This window comes from Halomonas sp. IOP_6 (assembly GCF_021151565.1).
Taxonomy (GTDB): Bacteria; Pseudomonadota; Gammaproteobacteria; order Pseudomonadales; family Halomonadaceae; genus Vreelandella; species Vreelandella alkaliphila.
In genome coordinates this window covers 124,486-143,589 of record NZ_JAIRBO010000007.1, presented here as the reverse complement: position 1 = coordinate 143,589, position 19,104 = coordinate 124,486, and the positions used below count along the sequence as shown (strand labels likewise).

Here is a 19,104-nt window from a genome sequence, read left to right as displayed (position 1 = left end):
CAGGTATTCCATAAATCAATATCTGAGGAGGAATGGTTGATTTATAAATAATAGCTGCCCTGGCTAGACTTCTTAAGCATCCACCTGCCGCGTTTGGGATAGATCCAGGCGTGATTCTAACAACATAAAAAAGCTGAGATATCCTCATGAATAACGTCAACAAACTGGTATCTGCTACCTTTGCCATTGGCCTGACCATGGTTTCCTGGAGCGCTCAGGCGCGGGATTTTCGCTTGGGCATGATTACGCCGCCTTCCCATCTTTGGACGCAAGCAGCCGAAGCCTTTGGCGATGATCTGGCCGCTGCTAGTGGCGGTGAGCATAGCGTTAGCGTCTTTCCTTCTCAGCAGTTGGGAAACGAGGCACAAATGGTGCAGCAGCTGCAAGCGGGATCGCTGGATATGGCCTTTCTAACCATTGCCGAAATGTCTAACCGAGCGCCTGACTTTGGCGCTCTCTATGCACCCTACCTGGTAGAGGATGTGGCACATGCCGCGCGCCTGCTTCGCTCCGATACCGCAACCGACCTGCTTGAACTACTGCCAGCCCAAACGGGATTAGTCGGCATTGGCTATGGCATGTCCGGCATGCGTCAAATCCTCAGCCGTAATAGCATCGACTCGCCTGAGAATCTCGAGGGACTGCGACTGCGCATCACCCCCTTCGAGCCGATTCGTGACTTCTACTTAGCGGCTGGAACAGCGCCAACACCGCTGCCCTTACCGGATGTTTACGACGCTCTGGCAAACGGTCAAGTAGATGCCATCGATATGGATTTCGAGGCTATCGAGGCACTTAAATTCTATGATCAGGCAGAGCATCTGCTGATCTCCAACCACATGATGTTTCCGATGGTAGGGGTAGTGTCTGGGCGCGTCTGGCGTGAGCTTGAAGAAACCGATCGGGAACTGATCAGAACCACTATGCAAGAGCACCTGAGCGGCGTCATTGACAGCGTGTTAGAGCGTGAGCCAGCACAGGAAGCCTCGCTACGCGAGCAAGACATCCGCGTGGTCGAGGTTGACCAAAGCTTCTTCCAGGAGGCTGTTGAGCGCTGGGAGGGTATCTGGGCTGATAAGGCTCCGGTCCTATTGGAGCTGCGTGAAACGGCTGCTCAGCTGAAGGCTGAGTAATTCTTCTTGACGTGTTAATAAGTGCCCCAGGGTAGCCTGGGGTTGGAGCCATCTATGCTCAAGCAAATTTCCCATGGACTGGCTCGGCTCGAGGTCGCTGTCGCGGCGCTGCTGGCGGCAGCTGTCACCGGGTTGATTCTGCTCAATATCGTGACCCGGATGCTAGGCAGCCCGCTCTATTGGGTCGAAGAACTGGCCATTCATGCCATGGTATGGATGACTTTTTTGACTACCTCGGTAGTGCTCAAGCGCCGCGAAGGCATTGCGGTGACACTACTCACTGATTCGCTTCCACTCCGGTTTCAGGTGCTTTCCCGACTCACAGTAGATGCCATTGTGCTGTTGTTTGCCGCACTGATGCTGTGGTTGTGCTGGCGCTGGTATGACCCACTAACGTTATGGAGGGTGGGCTTCGATACCAGTGCCTTCCAGGCGGAAAGCTTTAATTTCATTTACTCCGAGCGAACAAGAACCCTAGGGCTGCCCAAATACTTGTCTTGGCTCTGTATACCGGTCTTCTCGATCTCGCTGGGACTGCACGGGCTGGTTAACTTGATCGACAGCCTGAAGGGGCTGTTGTCTGGAAAAAGGAGTCTGGCATGACGCTCGCCGTATTTACCTTATTGCTACTGGGAGCGGTACCGATTGCTCTGGTGCTGGCGTTAACCGCTGCTTGGTATATCGTCGCTTCCGGCAACACCCTGCTGTTCGTTTCTTATCCCCAACAGTTATTCGGTGCCATCGAGCACTATGGTTTGCTAGCGATTCCACTCTTTATGCTGGCAGGTGAGCTGATGAATGAAGGAGGTTTGACACGGCGGCTAATAGACCTGGCGCGAATCCTTGTCGGTGGCTTTCGCGGGGGGCTGGTGTATATCAACCTGGTGGCCAATATGATGATGGCGGCCATTGTTGGCTCAGCGGCTTCGCAGATCGCCATCATGTCACGGGCCATGGTGCCTGCCATGGAGCAGGAGGGTTACGACAAACCTTTTAGCGCCGCGATTACCGCTGCAGGTGGGCTGATGTCACCGATTATCCCTCCATCAATGCTCTTCGTGCTATATGGAGTGATCGCCCAGGTGCCCATCGCCGATATGTTCGTCGCTGGCATTTTGCCTGGTTTGTTGATGGGGCTACTGTTCTTTATTGCCATCACTGTCATCGGCTTAGTGGAACAGTATCCCAAAGGTGACTGGCCAAGTCGTGACCAAGCGCGCGCCTACCTGCTGATGGGAGTGCCGGCGATGTCGATTCCGCTGATCATCATCGGTGGCATCCTAAGCGGTTTGGCCACACCTACCGAGTCGGCAGCCCTCGCTTCCCTGGCGGCCCTACTGATTGGCCGCTATGTCTACCGCGACCTAACTTTCGCGCGCTTACCCGATATTCTGCGGCGTACGGCCTTTAATGCTGGCCTGGTGATTATGTTGATCGCTGCTGCCGGTGTCTTCGGCTGGGTGATCATCTATGAGCAACTGCCGCAGATGGCTGCCGCTTGGATCGCCTCACTGACCACGGATCCCTTTATTTTTCTGCTGCTGGTAATCGGTGTGCTATTGCTAGTGGGAATGATCATCGACGGTATCGCTGCGCTCATCCTGGTAGTGCCGATTCTGTTACCTATCGCCACCCAGCAGTTTGATATCACCCCCTACCAGTTCGGCGTGGTGGTTTCCTTGACCCTGGTGCTGGGGCTTCTGACGCCGCCGGTAGGGGCGGGGCTGTTTATTAGTTCCTCCATGACCGGCGTGCCACCGATGCAGATCTTTCGTGCGCTATTACCGTTCTTGGCGATGAGCTTAATCGCGCTGGTACTCCTGGCCTGGCAGCCCTGGCTGACCCTGGCGCTGCTCTGAAATCCGCTAGCACTCATTGCCAACGCCTACTAAAAACACAACGGCTCCTTCAGAGTAGAACTTTGAGGGGGCCGTTGACCTTAAGGGTATTCATGGCCACCTGAGTGGCAATGTCACGTATCCCGGGCAAGCTGGTTACTGCGGTGGAAAGAAAGCGCGATAGCTCGCTCAAATCTTCCACCATGACTTTGAGAATAAAGTCGTGGTTGCCGGTAATTGCGTGGCAGTCGATAACTTCATCCCTTGTTAATAACTCTGCCACAGCGTCGCTGGGTGAAGCCATGCGGGCTTTATCCATCGAGAGAAAAATAAAGGCGGTGACTTTAAGCCCTAGCGCTTCCGGGTCGAGGCGCAGGGCGTGCCCCTGGGTAACTCCATTTTCCTCCAGTCGGACGATACGTCGTGAGCACTGGCTGGGAGAGAGATTTACCGTCTCGGCCAGAGCGGTCAGGGTCAGGCGCGCATCACGCTGTAGAGCGTGAAGAATTCGTCGATCAAAGCGATCTAAGTTTTCCAATGTATTTATCCTTGGTTTAGTGCAAAAATATTGCACATATTGGCCCTTTATCGCTGAATTACGCAAACCTTTCCCCACGTATTCCTTTTAGAATTTTGCACAGGTATCCAACTCAATTACCTGGAGCACACGATGACACCAACCCTTGATAACGTGCATGAAATGGATCGCCGTGATCCTTTGGCCGGTTTTAAGGCTCGCTTTGCCCTTCCGGAGGGCATGATCTACCTGGACGGTAATTCTCTAGGTGCCCAGCCAGCAGTTGCCAGAGATGCGTTGGCAGCCACCTTGGACCAGTGGCGTGATGAGCTGATTAAAGGCTGGAACCAAGGTTGGTTTGATGCGCCTGAACGCTTAGGGGATCTACTGGCACCGCTGATCGGTGCTCAGGCAGGAGAGGTCATTATCAATGACAACATTTCGATTAATATATTTAAGTTATTAGGCTACATCGCTGATTCTCAAGAGCGTTCACGCCCAGTGATTTTAAGCGAGGGTGGCAACTTCCCGACCGATGGCTATATCGCACAGGGGTTATGCCGCCTTGCCGGTTTCGAGCATCGGGTTCTTCCCGAGGGGGCAGCGCTGTCGGACTATGTGGATGAGCAAGTAGCCGCCGTGGTGCTGAGCCAAATCAATTATCGCACCGGGCGCCAGCGCGATATGGCTGCTATTACCGCTGAAGTGCATAAGCAGGGCGCCGAAGTCATCTGGGATTTGGCTCACTCCGCTGGAGCGATACCGGTTGATCTGAACGGTTGTGGCGTCCGCTACGCAGTTGGTTGCACCTACAAATACCTCAATGGAGGGCCTGGAGCGCCTGCCTTTATCTATGTGCATCAAGATCATCAGGATGGCGGCTGGCAGCCACTCTCCGGCTGGCACGGCCACGCTGCTCCGTTTGCCTTCGATGGTGACTATGTGCCGGCTCAGGGCATCACTCGATTTCGCAGTGGCACCCACTCGGCACTTATTTACTCTCCCCTAGAAGCCTCACTTCGGCTTTGGCAGGAGGTCGATATGAATGCCCTGCGGCAAAAAAGCTTAGCCATGGGGGATTTGTTCCGCGACTGCCTAGCCGATCTCATTAAAGCCGAGGGTATTGAAGACATCACCCCGCCTCATGCTGAACGCGGTAGTCAGGTGGCATTAATTCACCCTGAGCATGGTTATGCCATCGTCCAGGCGTTAATTGCTCGGGGTGTAATCGGTGACTACCGGGAGCCTGGGTTAATGCGCTTTGGCTTTACTCCTCTCTATCTTAGCTATGAAGACGTTTGGCAGGCCGCACGCCATTTCCGTGAGGTGGTGGAGCACCGTGAATATCTAGAGCCTCGTTTCCAAGTGCGCTCAGAGGTCACCTAAGGTGAGTTTCTGCGAGGAACGTGACGCACGAGGACGGGCCTATTCGCCGAGCCTTTGGGCACGGGACTTCGAAGCGACTCTGGATCGCCAAGCTGAACGAGGGGCTTGTTTACGGGCGCGTCATCAGCCGAGGCGTTTGGTCTACGGAGCCCACGCATTGGAGGGACTCAATCTCTTTCTTCCCGAAAACCAGGGTCCCTGGCCGTTGATGGTTTTTTTGCATGGTGGCTATTGGCAGCAGTTGGACGCGATGGCGACTGATTTCATGGCTGAGTCATGGCTGTCGCGAGGATGGGCTTTTGCCTCACTGGACTATCCACTGGCCCCAGAGGTCAATATCGAGACCATGGTGGCGGCTTGCCAGCAGGGCGTGAGGTATTTGCAACGCGAAGCCAGCACCCTTGGGCTAAATGGTCGTATCTACCTGGGAGGCCATAGTGCCGGTGCTCAACTGGCTATCATGAGCTGCCTGGGGAATGGACGTCTGGAGGGGATTGAAGCTCTATGGTTGATCAGCGGTATTTATGATCTGCGCCCACTGGCAGGAACCTATATTGATGAACCTCTTCAGTTGGATGGCGCACAGGCTGAACGGCTTAGTCCTTTATGCCATGACTTGCAGGGCCTGCCGCCACTGATGCTTGTGCATGGTGAATTTGATCCACCGAGCTTTCGTAGCCAGGGAGAGGCGCTATATGAGCGCGCTTTAGCAGCGGGTGTGGCGGCAGAGCTATGTCCGCTGCCCAATTGTGATCATTTCGACATTCTCGAACGGCTCGAGGCACTACCTTTTTGAGCTGATTTCTTAACGTGATGAGATAATTCCAATGACAAAATCTCAAACTGAAAATGCAGATAATAAAGCTGCTCCTAGTGGTCGTGCCCAGTTCAAAAGCCGTTTCGGCTTTTTAATGGCTGCTGCGGGCGCGGCGGTGGGCCTTGGCAATGTATGGAGCTTTCCCTCAATGGCCGCCAATAACGGTGGTGGCGCTTTTCTGTTGATCTATGTCGGGATGGCCTTTGTCCTCGCTTACCCCGCATTGATGGCGGAGTTGACTTTAGGACGTTATGCCCAAAGTGGCGTTATAAATGCCATGGGGCAGCTGGGAGGAAAGGGAGTGCCGCGACGAGCGGGGCAACTGATTGGCCTGGGAGCCATCTGTGTGGCTACGTTAGGCTTGACCTTCTATGCCATTGTTACAGGATGGCTAATTAGCCAAGCATTAGGGCCTGTAGCACATGTGCTTGGAATGAGCACGGTGGAGAGCTGGTTGGCGGAGAGTAGCATCGGACGCGATTGGTGGTTGGCATTGGTGGCTATGGCCATGACGATTTGCGTGGTGCTACTGGGGGTTAATCGCGGCATTGAGCGCTGGACCAAACGTCTGATGCCTCTATTGATCGTTACCATGCTGGTATTGATTTTAACTATTCTCACCTTCGACGGGGCGATAGAAGGGTTAACTGTTTATCTATTGCCTGACTTTTCACAAATTAATGCCGAGCTGATGCTAGATGCCATGGGGCAGGCTTTCTTCTCACTGTCCATCGGCATTGGTGCCATGGTGGTCTATGGTTCTTATCTGAGTCGCAATGCGAACTTACCCCGAGTGGGGGCCCAGGTGATGTTTATTGATATGGGTGTGGCGTTTATCGCGGGCCTTTTGATTATTCCGTCGCTCTATGTGGCCAAGGCTGTTGGAGTTGAGGTTTTGAATGAGCAGGGGGAGCTGACCAGCTCTGCGACGTTGCTGTTCGATGTGATGCCGGCGATGTTTGCTCGGTTGGGTGTCATAGGTGGCGTGATGGAAGTGCTGTTTTTTGGGTTATTAGCGGTTGCGGCACTGACATCAATGTTTCCTGCGCTGGAGGTGCCAGTATCGACCCTGGAGGAAACAGGCAGTTTGTCACGTCGTTTTTCAACACTTCTGATTGGCGGCATTGCGTTTGCAGGATCGACGCTCATCCTGCTTAATTTTGATCTGTTGTTTGGTTTAGTGATCGGCCTCACCATTAATAGCATGCCGGTGATTGGCGCTTTAGTTTGCCTCTATGTAGGCTGGCTAATGTCTCGAAATGCTAAGCTTAAAGAGTTGTGTCAAGGCGCTCCGGAGATCGAGAACACTCTATTTTGGCGGCTGTGGCCATGGTATATCCGTGTGGTCTGCCCATTAATGATTTTAGTGGTTATGGTGCGAAGTCTCTCCTAATAATTCTTCTTTGTAGCTTTGTACTACTAACAGTTCGAACGCTTCATTGTAAAAAACACCCCAATCGTTGGATGAGTGTCCAACTTTTGGGGTGCAGTTCATTTCGGTAACGGCTTTTTCTATGTTTGGTAGCAGGGATCGCCGACGTTAAAACAAAAGCGAACCGATGACCTGCTTGGAATGATGGAGGGCTAAGTCGATGTCTTTGCGCGTTTTCTTCACAAAATTCAGACGCAAAAAAGCCGCTACCTTTCGGTAACGGCTTTTTCTATGTTTGGTAGCGGGGACCGCCGACGTTAAAACAAAAGCGAACCGATGACCTGCGTGGAATGATGAAGGGCTAAGTTGATGTCTTTGCGCGTTTTTTTCACAAAATTCAGACGCAAAAAAGCCGCTACCTTTCGGTAACGGCTTTTTCTATGTTTGGTAGCGGGGACCGCCGACGTTAAAACAAAAGCGAACCGATGACCTGCGTGGAATGATGAAGGGCTAAGTTGATGTCTTTGCGCGTTTTCTTCACAAAATTCAGACACAAAAAAGCCGCCACCTTTCGGTAACGGCTTTTTCTATGTTTGGTAGCGGGGACCGGATTTGAACCGATGACCTTCGGGTTATGAGCCCGACGAGCTACCAGACTGCTCCACCCCGCATCAACGTGTGGCGTATTCTACGCATTTTTTGCGCGAAGTCAACCCCCTGCATAAAACGCTTATATTGCTAGTCGCGACCTTCATCGTGCTGCAACATTGGAAGAGTAAAGCTATGCTTCCAATAGGGATAATAAAAAGCTTACTGTCAGTATGTCGTCCAACTATTAATACGACATGCTGTAAATGCTGAGGCGCTTCGGCGCTTATTTAGGATGGCTTGCGACATCATGATAATGCTTAGCGTCCAAGCCATTTGTCATATCAGGGAGGTAGTCAATGGCCAATCAAGCCCCCGTCGCCTGGGTAACTGGTGGAACTGGTGGAATCGGAACGTCAATTTGTCACTCATTGGCGGATGCGGGTTATTTGGTAGTCGCGGGATATCATAATCCTGAGAAAGCCAAAACCTGGCTGGAAACTCAGCAAGCCGCTGGTTATGACAACATCGCGTTATCGGGTGTCGATCTTTCCGACCACAATGCCTGCCTAGAAGGTGCTCGCGAAATCCAAGAAAAATATGGGCCTATCAGCGTGTTAGTTAACTGCGCTGGCATTACTCGCGATGGCACCATGAAGAAGATGTCCTATGAGCAGTGGTATCAAGTGATCGATACCAACCTTAATAGCGTCTTCAACACGTGCCGCAGCGTTATTGAAATGATGCTGGAGCAGGGCTACGGTCGCATCATCAATATTTCTTCTATCAATGGCCGTAAAGGTCAATTCGGGCAAGTGAACTATGCGGCTGCCAAAGCAGGTATGCATGGGTTGACCATGTCGCTGGCACAAGAAACGGCAACCAAAGGCATTACGGTGAATACCGTGTCGCCTGGCTACATTGCCACCGATATGATCATGAAAATTCCCGAGCAGGTGCGTGAAGCCATTCGTGAAACCATTCCAGTGAAGCGTTACGGTACACCGGAGGAGATCGGTCGCTTGGTAACGTTCTTAGCAGATAAAGAGTCAGGCTTTATTACTGGCGCCAATATTGATATTAACGGCGGTCAGTTTATGGGCTAATCGCCCAACGCGATAAGCAGATTTATTCAATCACGGAAAAGCGTAAACGGGAGGCTATTCGCCTCCCGTTGCTAGTGTTGGGGGGGGAGAAGTACTTGTGTAACGTACTTATATAAAGGGCTTAAGGGTGAGGCACTCGCGCTAGGCGACTAAAAAGATTGTCAAACTCTTCTGCTTCCTTGCGCCACAATTGGTTAGGCATGGGGCCAAGCGCCATAAGTGCTGCTAATATGCCGATAATCTCATCTGGTCGGCTACGTTCGTTACTGATCCCTTCATTTAGCCGTTCTACTTGAATCGCCAGGCGGAGAGGTTCATCACGCTGCTTGACGCTACCTAACGCTAGCAAAGACAAATGCACTCTCAGGCGAGCCAGTCCATCTTCTAGCTCAGCAAGTTTTTCGGCTGAGAGGGGAGTGGAAGTGGTGAGCCGCGCATGATTGCGCTGCTGGTGAGCCTTCATAAAAATAGCAGGCAGCCCGTCACTCAATACCTCTTTCGCATCAACTGCTTGTGGCTCTTCGCCGGCTAGTGCTTGTTGGTCTGCGGCGATATGCGCATTTACCAGCGGTAAGGCGCTGTGCCATTGCTGCACTGTATGAGCAATTTCCAGGCGGCTTAAGCGCTCACGTTTAGCCCTTACAATGCCGCTAAGGCGTTTCTGCATGCCGTCACTTCGTCGATTACGTGGCAACGGCTCAAGCTGGCTAATGCTTTCTAGATAAGACGCAAGGGTGGCAGATTCTTCGGCTTGCGTCGGCTGCCAGCTATCCATTTCGTCAATTAATGTTTGCAACTGATCGAGCTTCTGTTGTTGGCGAGCTGCCTGTTCATGCTTGTGGGCGTCACGCTGAGCAAAGAGCTGATCGCAGGTATGACGAAAGGCTTTCCATAGGGCTTGCTCTTCGCCTTTTGGAGCACGACCCAGCGCGCGCCACTGCTGCTGTAGCTGCTTTGTGCTCGCTATGCGGGCGGCTAAGGGTGATTCGTGGTCATCCTGTAAGCTTTTCGCTTGTTCGATAAGCATGCGCTTTTGACTAGCGATCTGCTCTGCTCGCTGGTCAATAAGCGCCTGGAGGCGATGACGGATAGCTCCAAAACGACGGCCAACGGTTTCTGATTGGTCTCGAGGAACCGGAGAGTAGTGACGCCACTGGTGGCGGGCTTTGTCACGGATCTCGCGCAATACATCGGGGTCGGCATCCTCTGCTGGCTGATCAAGCAACGTTTCAAGTTGTTCGCAGAGTGCTTCACGGCCTTTTAGGTTGGCATCACGCTCTTGATTAAGCTGTTCTCGCCAGGGAGTCAAACGCTCGTGAATGCGATCAGAGGCCGCGCGAAAGCGTGCCGACTGTTCGCGATTAGCAGCGGCATCGCCGAGCGATTTCCACTCTTTTACCAACTGGCGATGATGGCGATCAAGAGCAACGTCTGCCATGTGTTGATCGTCAGCCAGCGCTTCGATGCTAGCGCAGAGTTGCTCGCGTTTAGGGCCGGCCACAAAACCGCGCCAATCACGTAGTTCTGCTAACCGTGCGCCTAGCTGTTTCACGCGTGCTTTTAGCGGCTTGGCGTCTTCCCCTGTCAGTTCGTCGATGGAGGGCTTGAGGCGTTGATAGAGGCGGCTGGCACTTTTAAAGGCACCACGCTCTAACAAGTGTTCAAAGTTATCCACGTCGGCACTAAGCGCGTTAAGTGACGCGGTAGGAGTGGGTTTGGTAGAAACGTCAGCATCTTTTAACGCTTGTGCATGCTTGAGTAGCTCTGGAGGCGTTATGTGTTTAGGCCAAGCGCACTGCTTAACGTACTTGGCAATGGCCACGTTATCTTGGTTGGCAATGGCTGTTTCTATATCTGTGCTGATGGCTTGCCAGCGCTGCCATGCTTCCATGCATACTTCATAGCGTTTCAGTGCTTGGCTATAGCGTTGTTGAACGCTCTCGCCAGGCGGGTGTTGATCTGACAGGGATTGCCAACGCTGGCCGAGTAGTTGGCGTTGAGCCCGTAGGCTATCGATATCCTGAACTGTTAGCTGCTCTGCATGTGCCAGGCCCTCTAACGTTTCTTCAATGCCTTCAAGCAGTTGATCGCGAGTTCGTTCAATCTCTTCGCGATGAGCAATGCTCTGCTGACGCGCTTGTTCTTGCGTTTCATGATGATGCAGTGTTTTTCGGCAGCTAAGCGCTGCCTGATGAAAACGCTGCTCTTGCGTCACGCTGGGCGGGTGGGAAAGGCTTTGCCACTCACGCTCCAAATGACGGAAGCGACCACCATACAGCGGCTCCCAGGGAGCCCTGGCGTGCTGTTCTAACTGTTTAAGCAGATGCTCACGCTGGGCTTGTTGATCCGCTAGCCACTCAGCATCATTGCGCAGTTGGGTGAGCTTTTCTCGCGCCAGACGAATGACCTGGCGGTCACGACGCGCTTCTTTTAATAGCTTTTTGAGGCTCTCTTCACTTTCAATTCGTTGAGCCGCTTGATGGCGCACCGCTGCCACGCCGTTATGGCAGGCTTGGTGGACGAAGTCGCTTTCAACGGTTAATTGCTCTAACGCAGCGAGCCGCAGATTAAGGTTGTCTCCCTGAAGTGCAATGGCGTTGAGCAACCGAGGCTCCGATAGCTCTGCCACAATAGCCTGCCGTTTTTGCAGGTCGGTGTGGCCCTGTGAGCCACATAAGCGCTGGCAAGCCGCGTTAAACCAAGCTTCGTCTTGACGATGCTCTGGAAGCGCATTGACAAGCTCCGCTAAGTCATCAAGGGCCAGTAGAGCAGCAAGCTGGATGTTACTCTCTTTATCCTGTGCTAATTGCTTTAGCGCTTGTTGCTGTTCTGGTTGTTGAGGGTCAAGCTGGTCGAGTGCCTTGAGACGCACCTCGGGATCAGGGTGCTGCCACCGAGGAGCGAACAGGCGTCTTAACAGTCCGTGCATGGATCATCCTGCAGAGAGGTGCGTAGCGTGAAAAAAAATCAACTACCGATGACAGATAGTTGCAGTCATCGGCGCTGTCGCTTAGCTTTGCTGTAGGCGCTGTGATGATTAATACTTCTTCACAACACCCAGCGCGAGATTGCGCTACCTTTATCTTACCTGAACATGACATGGAGTTCGGCCATGAGCCTCAACGCCAATAGTGCCGACATTGCCTTCACCTTTAAAGGTGGCATGCTGCCAATGACCGTCATGGAATTGAGCAGTGCTGACCCGGAACATATACGAAGTCAGCTAGCTGGCAAGTTGTCGCAATCCCCCGCGTTCTTTCAGCATACACCGGTTGTGCTGAGCGTGGAAAAACTCGATGAACCTCACTTGGCGCTTGAGCGCATTTGCGCGGTATGTCGCGATCATAAATTACTGCCGGTCGCCGTACGTGGCGGAGCTGAGCCAGTACGTCAATCTGCCTGGGCATTAGGGCTAGGCTGGTTTGCCCCTGTTGAAGAAGGGCGGTCTAGGCTATTAGAGAGCGTTGATACTACTGCTACCCCTGATGACGCCATAGATGAGGTGGAAGCTGCCGACCAGGAAGTGGTTGCGGTAGCAACACGCTTATTTCGCGGTACGGTGCGCTCTGGCCAGCAGGTAAGCGCATCAGAAGGCGATCTAGTGGTGATTGGGGCAGTAAATGCGGGCGCTGAAGTCCTGGCGGCTGGTAGTATCCACGTCTACGGAGCGCTTCGCGGACGTGCCTTGGCGGGTATTCATGGCAATACCCAGGCGGGTATTTACTGTCGAGAATTGGAAGCAGAGCTTCTTTCTGTGGCAGGCAATTACAAACGGTTAGAAGATATTGATTCACAGTTGCTTGGCCGTGCTGCAGAGGTGCATTTCGCTAAAGAGCAGCTGGAAATTAAGCCGCTGGGTTAATTCAAACGCATGAGCGTGTGTTGGTGCTTAATGCCTAGCGACGTCGCAAGCGCTATACGTTACAGTATGTCATGTTGTTGACATTGATGTTCCCGTTATGCGCAGTGCGATCCTTTAAACGCGCTCGCGATGAACGACTTCAAGAAGGAAGTAACTCTTGGCCAAAATTATTGTAGTGACCTCCGGTAAAGGGGGGGTTGGTAAGACCACCAGCGCTGCCGCTATTTCAACAGGACTTGCCCTGCGCGGTAAAAAAACAGTCGTCATTGATTTCGATGTTGGTCTACGTAACCTCGACCTAATCATGGGCTGTGAGCGCCGCGTTGTTTATGACTTGGTAAACGTTATCCAAGGGGAAGCAGGGCTTAACCAAGCGCTGATTCGCGATAAACGCGTTGAAAACTTGTTTATTCTTCCAGCCTCTCAAACGCGTGATAAAGATGCACTGACGCAGGAAGGCGTAGAGCGAATCCTTGAGCAGCTCAAACAAGATTTTGATTTTATCTTGTGTGACTCCCCCGCAGGTATTGAGAGGGGGGCTCAACTCGCTATGTACTTCGCTGACGAGGCGATTGTTGTCACGAATCCTGAAGTTTCCTCAGTGCGTGACTCTGATCGCATTTTGGGATTGCTTGGTTCCAAGACGCGGCGCGCTGAACAAAGCTTAGACCCTGTTAAAGAGCATCTGCTGATTACGCGCTATAACCCTTCTCGCGTAACGTCTGGGGACATGCTGACCCTTGATGATATTCGTGAAATCTTGTCTATCGATCTGCTTGGCTTAATCCCTGAATCCGAAGCGGTATTACGTGCATCGAACCAGGGTGTTCCCGTTACTCACGATGCGGCGAGCGATGCAGGTCAGGCGTATTCAGATACTGTATCGCGCCTATTAGGTGAAGATATGCCTCTGCGCTTTCATGAAGTACAGCGTAAGGGATTGTTGAACCGTATGTTCGGGGGTGGTCGGCGATGAAATTGCTGGAGTTCTTGAAGCGTGAGCGCAAGAAATCCGCCTCGGTGGCTAAGGAGCGTTTGCAAATTATCGTGGCGCATCAGCGCGGCCAGCGCGGTCAGCCAGATTATATGCCGCTGCTCGAGCGCGAGCTGTTGGAAGTCATTCGTCGTTATGTACAGGTCGATGATGATGCCATTCAAATTTCACTTGATAGCGAAGACAATTGCTCAGTGTTGGAGCTCAACGTTACGCTACCGAAAGGTTGACGTTTGCATATGGAAGCAGCATAGCCAGTCGTTAAGCATGGCTATTCGCTAAGAGGGGCGGCGAGAGGCGTTGCGGTTATGCTAGGCTTGGGCTTTTGTACCCGCTTCGGCAAGTGGTTCGTTGGCTTGTAGGCGGGAAGCTATGCTCAAGGAGATTTCATCAATGGCGCCACCTAATGCTGCCCCTGCCAGTTTTCTCTGGCATGACTATGAGACATTTGGTGCTGATCCGCGTCGCGATCGGCCCGCTCAGTTTGCCGCATTACGCACTGACGCCGAGCTTAATGAAATCGGTGAGCCGATAGAGCTCTACTGCAAACCTGCTGATGACTACCTGCCTCACCCTGCTGCTTGCCTCATTACCGGTATTACACCGCAAAAAGCGCAGCGGAAAGGCTTGCCTGAGGGGGAGTTTGCCCGCCAGGTCCAAGGCTTTATGAGTGAGCCAGGCACTTGCGTGGTGGGCTATAACAGCCTTCGCTTCGATGATGAAATCTCCCGCCACTTGTTTTATCGCAACCTGCTTGACCCTTATTCCCGCGAATGGCAAAACGGCAATTCCCGTTGGGACTTGATTGATGTGGTGCGCGCGTTTTACGCCTTGCGCCCCGACGGCATTGAGTGGCCGCAGCGGGAAGATGGTGCGCCTAGCTTCAAACTTGAGCACTTAACGGCGGCCAATGGCATTGCCCATGAAGGTGCTCATGATGCGGTGGCTGATGTACGTGCCACCATTGCGCTGGCGCGTCTGCTAAAAGCTCGAAACCCAAAATTATTCGACTATTTACTGGGCATGCGTGGCAAGCGTGCAGTGGCCAAGCAGTTAGACTTGCCTAGCGCTAAACCGCTTTTGCATATTTCCCGTCGTTACCCTGCCAGCCGTGGCTGTAGTGCATTAGTCATGCCACTGGCCGAGCATCCGACGAATCCTAATGGCGTTATTGTTTACGATTTAAGCGTTGATCCTAGTGATTTGCTGACCATGAGTGCCGAGCAAATCAGAGAACGTGTGTTCGTAAGCCAGCAGGACCTTTCCGAGGGGGAAGTGCGTATACCGCTGAAAGTGATCCACATTAATCGCTGCCCAGTCATCTTTCCAGCGACGGTGTTAAAAGATGTGGATGGCCCCCATAAAGGTGAATACGGCACGATCATTGAACGGTTAACGATTGATATTGATGCCTGTCGCGGCCATTGGAAAACGTTGCGAGAGGCTAGCGGTGTGGCGCAAAAAGTAGCTGAGGTATTTAACGCAGCCTACGAAGATGTGCCTCAAGACCCTGACTTAATGCTCTATTCCGGCAGCTTTTTCTCTGCGGCTGATCGCCAGCAAATGGAGCGAGCATTGGCAATGGATCCCTGGGATTTAGTCGGCCAGCGCTTTGCCTTTCAAGATCCTCGCCTGGAGGAAATGTTGTTTCGCTACCGTGCGCGTAGTTATCCAGACACGCTGGAGGGCGAAGAGCGCGAGCAGTGGGATGCGTTTCGCTGGATGCGTATCAATGATCCGGCCTTGTCGGGTTTTACGCTGAAAGCCTTTGCGCGAGAGATAGAGCGTTATAACCAGCAGATCCTATCGGATCGCGAGCGCCAAGTGCTGGAAGAGTTGGTGATGTACGTTGAGTCGATGATGCCAGCTCAGGCGTTTGATGCCTGAGCTGGTGAGTCTAGCTAATTCGTTTCGCAAATTAGCACTTAGCGTGCGTCGGTAAACGGCACGCGTGCTTCTCGGTAGGGGGCGATATCACTTGGTGAGTCGCCAGGGTTGTAGCGAATGTCTAACTGGTGTGATTGAAGCGTCGGCCACAGTGCCTGCAGTTCTTGTACGCTAACATCCAACGCTAGTGTGGCGAGTTGTTCACGGCGATCAAAGTGCACGTCCTCCAGTGCTGTGGCTTGCCAGTAGCGGTTTGCCATGCCCTGTAGGCTCGTGTCTCGCTGGGTCAAGCGAGAATGAACGGCTTGACGATGCGGCGCTAGCTCCTCCTCGGTTAACGTATTCAGGCGCTCGCCCGCTGCCGCCATAAAGGCGTCCATGCGCTCGGCGATCATGCTGCTCTCAACATCCGGCGACTGAACCACCAAGGCAATCCCCGGCGCTTCTAGCAGCGGGGAGTAACCTGCATTAACGATGTAGCCAAGCTGCTCCTCGGTACGTAGTTGCTGATAAAAGGGCGTATCCAACCATTGCGCCAATACGCTGAGGCGCGCCTGCTCTTCAGTGGATTTGTCGCGACCCTGTAAATAACGCAACACAAGCGACTCTTCGCGGGTACTGTGCGGGTGAAGCACCTCAGGCTGATTGCTCACCTGTAGCGCTTCAAGCTCGGGGATATCCTCACGAGTGAGACGCGGTGATAACGCTCCGCGTATTACACTGGCCTGCTCACGAGCCAGCTCTTTATCCAAATTGCCAACGGCCATTGCATCGATGTAAAGCGCGTCTAAAAACCGTTTGCGGAAGTTTTCTAAGTGGTGACGCTCTAACCGCTGGCTGGCGTCAAATAACTCAGCCGTTGACCATTGGGGTGTCAGAAGCGCTTCGCCCAGTGCACGGCTTGCCTGGCCATAAAGCGATGCTTGGGGGGCGTTGCGCCACTCGCGCTGGAGTTGATAGCGCACACGTTCAAAGGCGCTGGGGGAAATGTCGGCGCGCTTAAGCTGTTCAATCGCCTGCTCTATCAGAGGCGTTTGTCCATCGCGCCAGCCTGAAAACGACAGCGTCATACCACGTCCGTGAGCGTAAGCGCTGAACGACTGACCAGCCAGCCAGGCTGGATATAACGACTCGTTTAGGCTGTCATTTAGCCAACTCGCTAAGAGGCGTGTGAGTACCGCTTCTTCCGGCGAATAGCTGGCGCTGGGGTGCTGGAGGCTTACCCGCCACTCAACGCTTGGCGTGCTAAAGCGGCTGTCTTGCATGTGCCATGCGGTAAATGAAGGCGCATCAATTAACACCTCTGGGCGCTCATCTTGCCCCGCTTTGAGAGTAAGGTCGCTGGCGATAAAGGGGTTGGGCTCAGGTAGCGCTAGGCCGCCTAGTGCTTGACCTGGCTGAGCGGGTGGTTGCTCTTTCCACTGGGTGTTGAACCAGGGTGAGACGGTGTCGCTTTCTACGTCCGGTGCAGAGTAGAAGCGCAGCATGTTATCTGGGGTTAGTGCGTCGAGATACAGCTGCTGCCGCTCACTATCCATGCCATCCATCCGGTAAGGCGCATACTGCACATCATCTACCGGATAACGAGAAAGGCTCATGGCTAAGCGGGTAGCTTCCTGCTGCGGTGCGCCATGTTGCTGAAAACGGAACGCCTGTTCATTCAGGTTTTTTTGTTCCTCGTAGCGCCACTCAGCTAACCCTTCCTCGCGCATCTGCTCAATGGCAGCAAATAGAGTGGCCTCAATATCGTCCAGCCGCTCTGCTCCGGCTGGCGTTAAGCTAATCGAGATGGTAAACAGCGCCTCATTGCCGTCTCCTCGGCCTACGCCGGCTGAAAGTGCATCCGCAAGACCCGCTTTGCGTAGCGCTGCCAGCAAGCTGCCGTCGCCTTCATCGCCAATTAGGTGAGAGATCAGTTGGGTCGGCTTCGTACGGTATTCATCGGTGGGATCGGGAATCGGAAAGTAGAAACGTAGTTGACGGCGATCCTGTAATGACTGGCGCTCAATGTAGCGGGGCAGCGTGTCTGGATCGATCAGTGGCGCGCCTATGGTCGGAACGCTTAGGCCATTATCTGGAAGGGGGGCAAAGCGTTCTACTACCAGTGCTTCAAGGGTATCAAGCGGCTGGGGGGCAACAATGGCCAAGTTCATGACGTTGGCATCATAGTAGCGATGATAAAAATCAATCACCCGCTCGCGAAGAGTAGCTTCACCCTCGGGTGGGTTAGCGAGGGTGTCACGGCTACCTACTGCAAAGCCCGTCGTGGGGTTGCCTGGATTTAGTAGCTGATTCAATACATCGTTTTCACGGCGGGATTCATCACGAATGCGTGCCATGTACTCAGAGTGAACAATATTCCGTTCGCTTTCTAAATGATCGGCGTTAAATAGCGGTGAAAGGAAGAATTCGCTAAAGCGGTCCAGCGCGCCTGGCAAGGCCGAAGGCTCAATATCAAAAAAATAGTTGGTGTCTTGTTGGGCGGTAAAGGCGTTGTGGGAGCCCGCATTATCAGAAATGTAGCGCTGATAGGCATCAGACTGAGGGTACGGTTCGGTACCTAAAAACAGCATATGCTCTAAAAAGTGGGCTAGCCCCTGCAGGTCGTCAGGGTCTTGAGCACTGCCTACACGAACATTCATTGAGGCGGCGGCTTTATCGGCCTCTGGGTCGCTAACAAGCAGCGCCTGAAGACCGTTTTCCAGCGTCAGTACGCGGTAATCGCGCTCGTCAAATGGGCTGACGATAGGCGTGATGGCGTCCTTTACAGGGGTGTCTTGAGCGAAGGCGAAAAAAGGAGTGCACCAAGCGACGCCAATCACGACGCCGATGACGGCCTGCCGTGCAGCGTAACGGTTAGGCAGAGGTTCATTAGATCGTAACATTACGGTTCCTATGGCACAGCCCAGCGCAGCATCGGCCCCACCGGGTGGGCGCAGGACGATGACTGATAGGCAGGATTGTTAACATGTTTTGATACCGGAAAAGCGCCCAACAGTTCCAATGGCGCAGGTATTAATAGCGCATTGAGTGCTTCAAGGTCGGTCGTCGGGTCCAGCCAGCGCGTTAACGCTTCTGGAGGGATGACAACAGGTAATCGGTCAGTCAGTGAAGAAAGGCAGGCGTTGGCAGGTACGCTGATCAGCGCCGTCGAGTCAGTAAATGCGGTGAGCGTTGTGTGGTAACGGCACCATAAAGCACCCAGTAACAGTGGCCCTCGGTTAACGTGGGTAACGAGATAGGGTTGCTTGCTGTGTGCTTGTATCTTCCAGATGTAAAACCCACTGACTGGAATGACACAGCGGCGAGCACTAAACGCCTCGTTAAACATGGCGCGCTGATTAAGCGTTTCTGCTCTAGCGCAATGGGGCGCGTGATCGAGTACCTTCAGCCAAGGAGGCGTTAGTCCCCAAAATAATGGCTGAAGCCGCAAGCGTCCCTGTTCAAGGCGTATTGCCGATACAGGCTGTCTGGGCGCTAAGTTAGGCGATTCGATAAGTGGTTCAGAATCAGTCAGCGAGGGCACAAGGCGTGATAGCGTGAGGCGCTGCACGTGAAGGCGTCCCGTCATGCCTGTCTCCTTATGCGAAATGGGGGGTAGTGA

Annotated in this window: 15 protein-coding genes and 1 tRNA gene; 11 read left to right on the top strand and 5 right to left on the bottom strand. The window is 53.2% G+C overall.

The window, feature by feature from the left end; genetic code table 11:
* Positions 1–146 precede the first annotated feature (146 nt).
* From K7H08_RS14110 to K7H08_RS14100, 3 genes are read left to right on the top strand one after another with little or no spacing between them, the layout of a single operon-like run.
* Positions 147–1,133, top strand: coding sequence for a TRAP transporter substrate-binding protein (locus tag K7H08_RS14110; protein WP_038480909.1), 987 nt, complete (start codon positions 147–149; stop codon positions 1,131–1,133).
* 54 nt (positions 1,134–1,187) lie between these two features.
* Positions 1,188–1,736: a TRAP transporter small permease gene (locus tag K7H08_RS14105; RefSeq protein ID WP_120385838.1), complete on the top strand. Its 549-nt coding sequence runs from the start codon at positions 1,188–1,190 to the stop codon at positions 1,734–1,736.
* The gene (locus K7H08_RS14100) at positions 1,733–2,992 is read left to right on the top strand and encodes a TRAP transporter large permease (RefSeq protein ID WP_095604646.1); all 1,260 of its coding nucleotides are present in this window, start codon (positions 1,733–1,735) and stop codon (positions 2,990–2,992) included. Before K7H08_RS14105 ends, K7H08_RS14100 begins: the two co-directional genes overlap by 4 nt.
* Positions 2,993–3,041: 49 nt before the next feature.
* On the opposite strand, the gene K7H08_RS14095 is transcribed toward K7H08_RS14100, so the two are convergent.
* A complete protein-coding gene (locus K7H08_RS14095) occupies positions 3,042–3,509 on the bottom strand; it encodes an Lrp/AsnC family transcriptional regulator (protein ID WP_231658295.1) in 468 nt (155 codons plus the stop codon).
* 132 nt (positions 3,510–3,641) lie between these two features.
* Between K7H08_RS14095 and kynU the strand changes: the two genes are divergently transcribed.
* From kynU to K7H08_RS14080, 3 genes are read left to right on the top strand one after another with little or no spacing between them, the layout of a single operon-like run.
* Positions 3,642–4,874: a kynureninase gene (gene kynU, locus K7H08_RS14090; protein ID WP_231658294.1), complete on the top strand. Its 1,233-nt coding sequence runs from the start codon at positions 3,642–3,644 to the stop codon at positions 4,872–4,874.
* A 1-nt stretch (position 4,875) separates the two neighbouring features.
* On the top strand, positions 4,876–5,670 hold the full coding sequence (locus tag K7H08_RS14085) for an alpha/beta hydrolase (RefSeq protein WP_231658293.1): 795 nt from the start codon (positions 4,876–4,878) through the stop codon (positions 5,668–5,670).
* Positions 5,671–5,701: 31 nt separating this feature from the next.
* On the top strand, positions 5,702–7,084 hold the full coding sequence (locus tag K7H08_RS14080) for a sodium-dependent transporter (protein WP_231658292.1): 1,383 nt from the start codon (positions 5,702–5,704) through the stop codon (positions 7,082–7,084).
* Between the two features lie 573 nt (positions 7,085–7,657).
* Here the strand turns inward: K7H08_RS14080 and K7H08_RS14075 are convergent.
* Positions 7,658–7,734: transfer RNA gene (locus K7H08_RS14075), tRNA-Met, on the bottom strand.
* Positions 7,735–8,010: 276 nt separating this feature from the next.
* Here K7H08_RS14075 and phbB point away from each other — a divergent pair.
* Complete coding sequence (gene phbB, locus K7H08_RS14070; protein WP_038480937.1) at positions 8,011–8,757, top strand: acetoacetyl-CoA reductase; 747 nt, start codon at positions 8,011–8,013, stop codon at positions 8,755–8,757.
* 121 nt (positions 8,758–8,878) lie between these two features.
* Here the strand turns inward: phbB and K7H08_RS14065 are convergent, their stop codons facing one another.
* Positions 8,879–11,686 carry a DUF349 domain-containing protein gene (locus K7H08_RS14065; protein ID WP_231658291.1) on the bottom strand — a complete coding sequence of 936 codons (2,808 nt, stop codon included), beginning with the start codon at positions 11,684–11,686 and terminating at the stop codon, positions 8,879–8,881.
* A 183-nt stretch (positions 11,687–11,869) separates the two neighbouring features.
* Here K7H08_RS14065 and minC point away from each other — a divergent pair, with 183 nt between their 5' ends.
* From minC to sbcB, 4 genes are all read left to right on the top strand, one after another.
* Complete coding sequence (gene minC, locus K7H08_RS14060) at positions 11,870–12,619, top strand: septum site-determining protein MinC (protein ID WP_038480943.1); 750 nt, start codon at positions 11,870–11,872, stop codon at positions 12,617–12,619.
* A 157-nt stretch (positions 12,620–12,776) separates the two neighbouring features.
* Positions 12,777–13,595 carry a septum site-determining protein MinD gene (gene minD, locus K7H08_RS14055; RefSeq protein ID WP_009724070.1) on the top strand — a complete coding sequence of 273 codons (819 nt, stop codon included), beginning with the start codon at positions 12,777–12,779 and terminating at the stop codon, positions 13,593–13,595.
* Positions 13,592–13,843 carry a cell division topological specificity factor MinE gene (minE, locus tag K7H08_RS14050; protein ID WP_038480946.1) on the top strand — a complete coding sequence of 84 codons (252 nt, stop codon included), beginning with the start codon at positions 13,592–13,594 and terminating at the stop codon, positions 13,841–13,843. The genes minD and minE overlap by 4 nt, the downstream gene beginning before the upstream one ends.
* Before the next feature lie 163 nt (positions 13,844–14,006).
* Complete coding sequence (gene sbcB, locus K7H08_RS14045) at positions 14,007–15,500, top strand: exodeoxyribonuclease I (RefSeq protein WP_095602807.1); 1,494 nt, start codon at positions 14,007–14,009, stop codon at positions 15,498–15,500.
* Positions 15,501–15,538: 38 nt separating this feature from the next.
* Here the strand turns inward: sbcB and K7H08_RS14040 are convergent, their stop codons facing one another.
* Positions 15,539–18,385 (bottom strand): insulinase family protein, encoded by a 2,847-nt coding sequence (locus K7H08_RS14040; RefSeq protein ID WP_231658290.1) that lies wholly within the window; start codon positions 18,383–18,385, stop codon positions 15,539–15,541.
* Positions 18,386–18,393: 8 nt separating this feature from the next.
* Complete coding sequence (locus K7H08_RS14035; RefSeq protein ID WP_038480955.1) at positions 18,394–19,071, bottom strand: SOS response-associated peptidase; 678 nt, start codon at positions 19,069–19,071, stop codon at positions 18,394–18,396.
* Positions 19,072–19,104 lie beyond the last annotated feature (33 nt).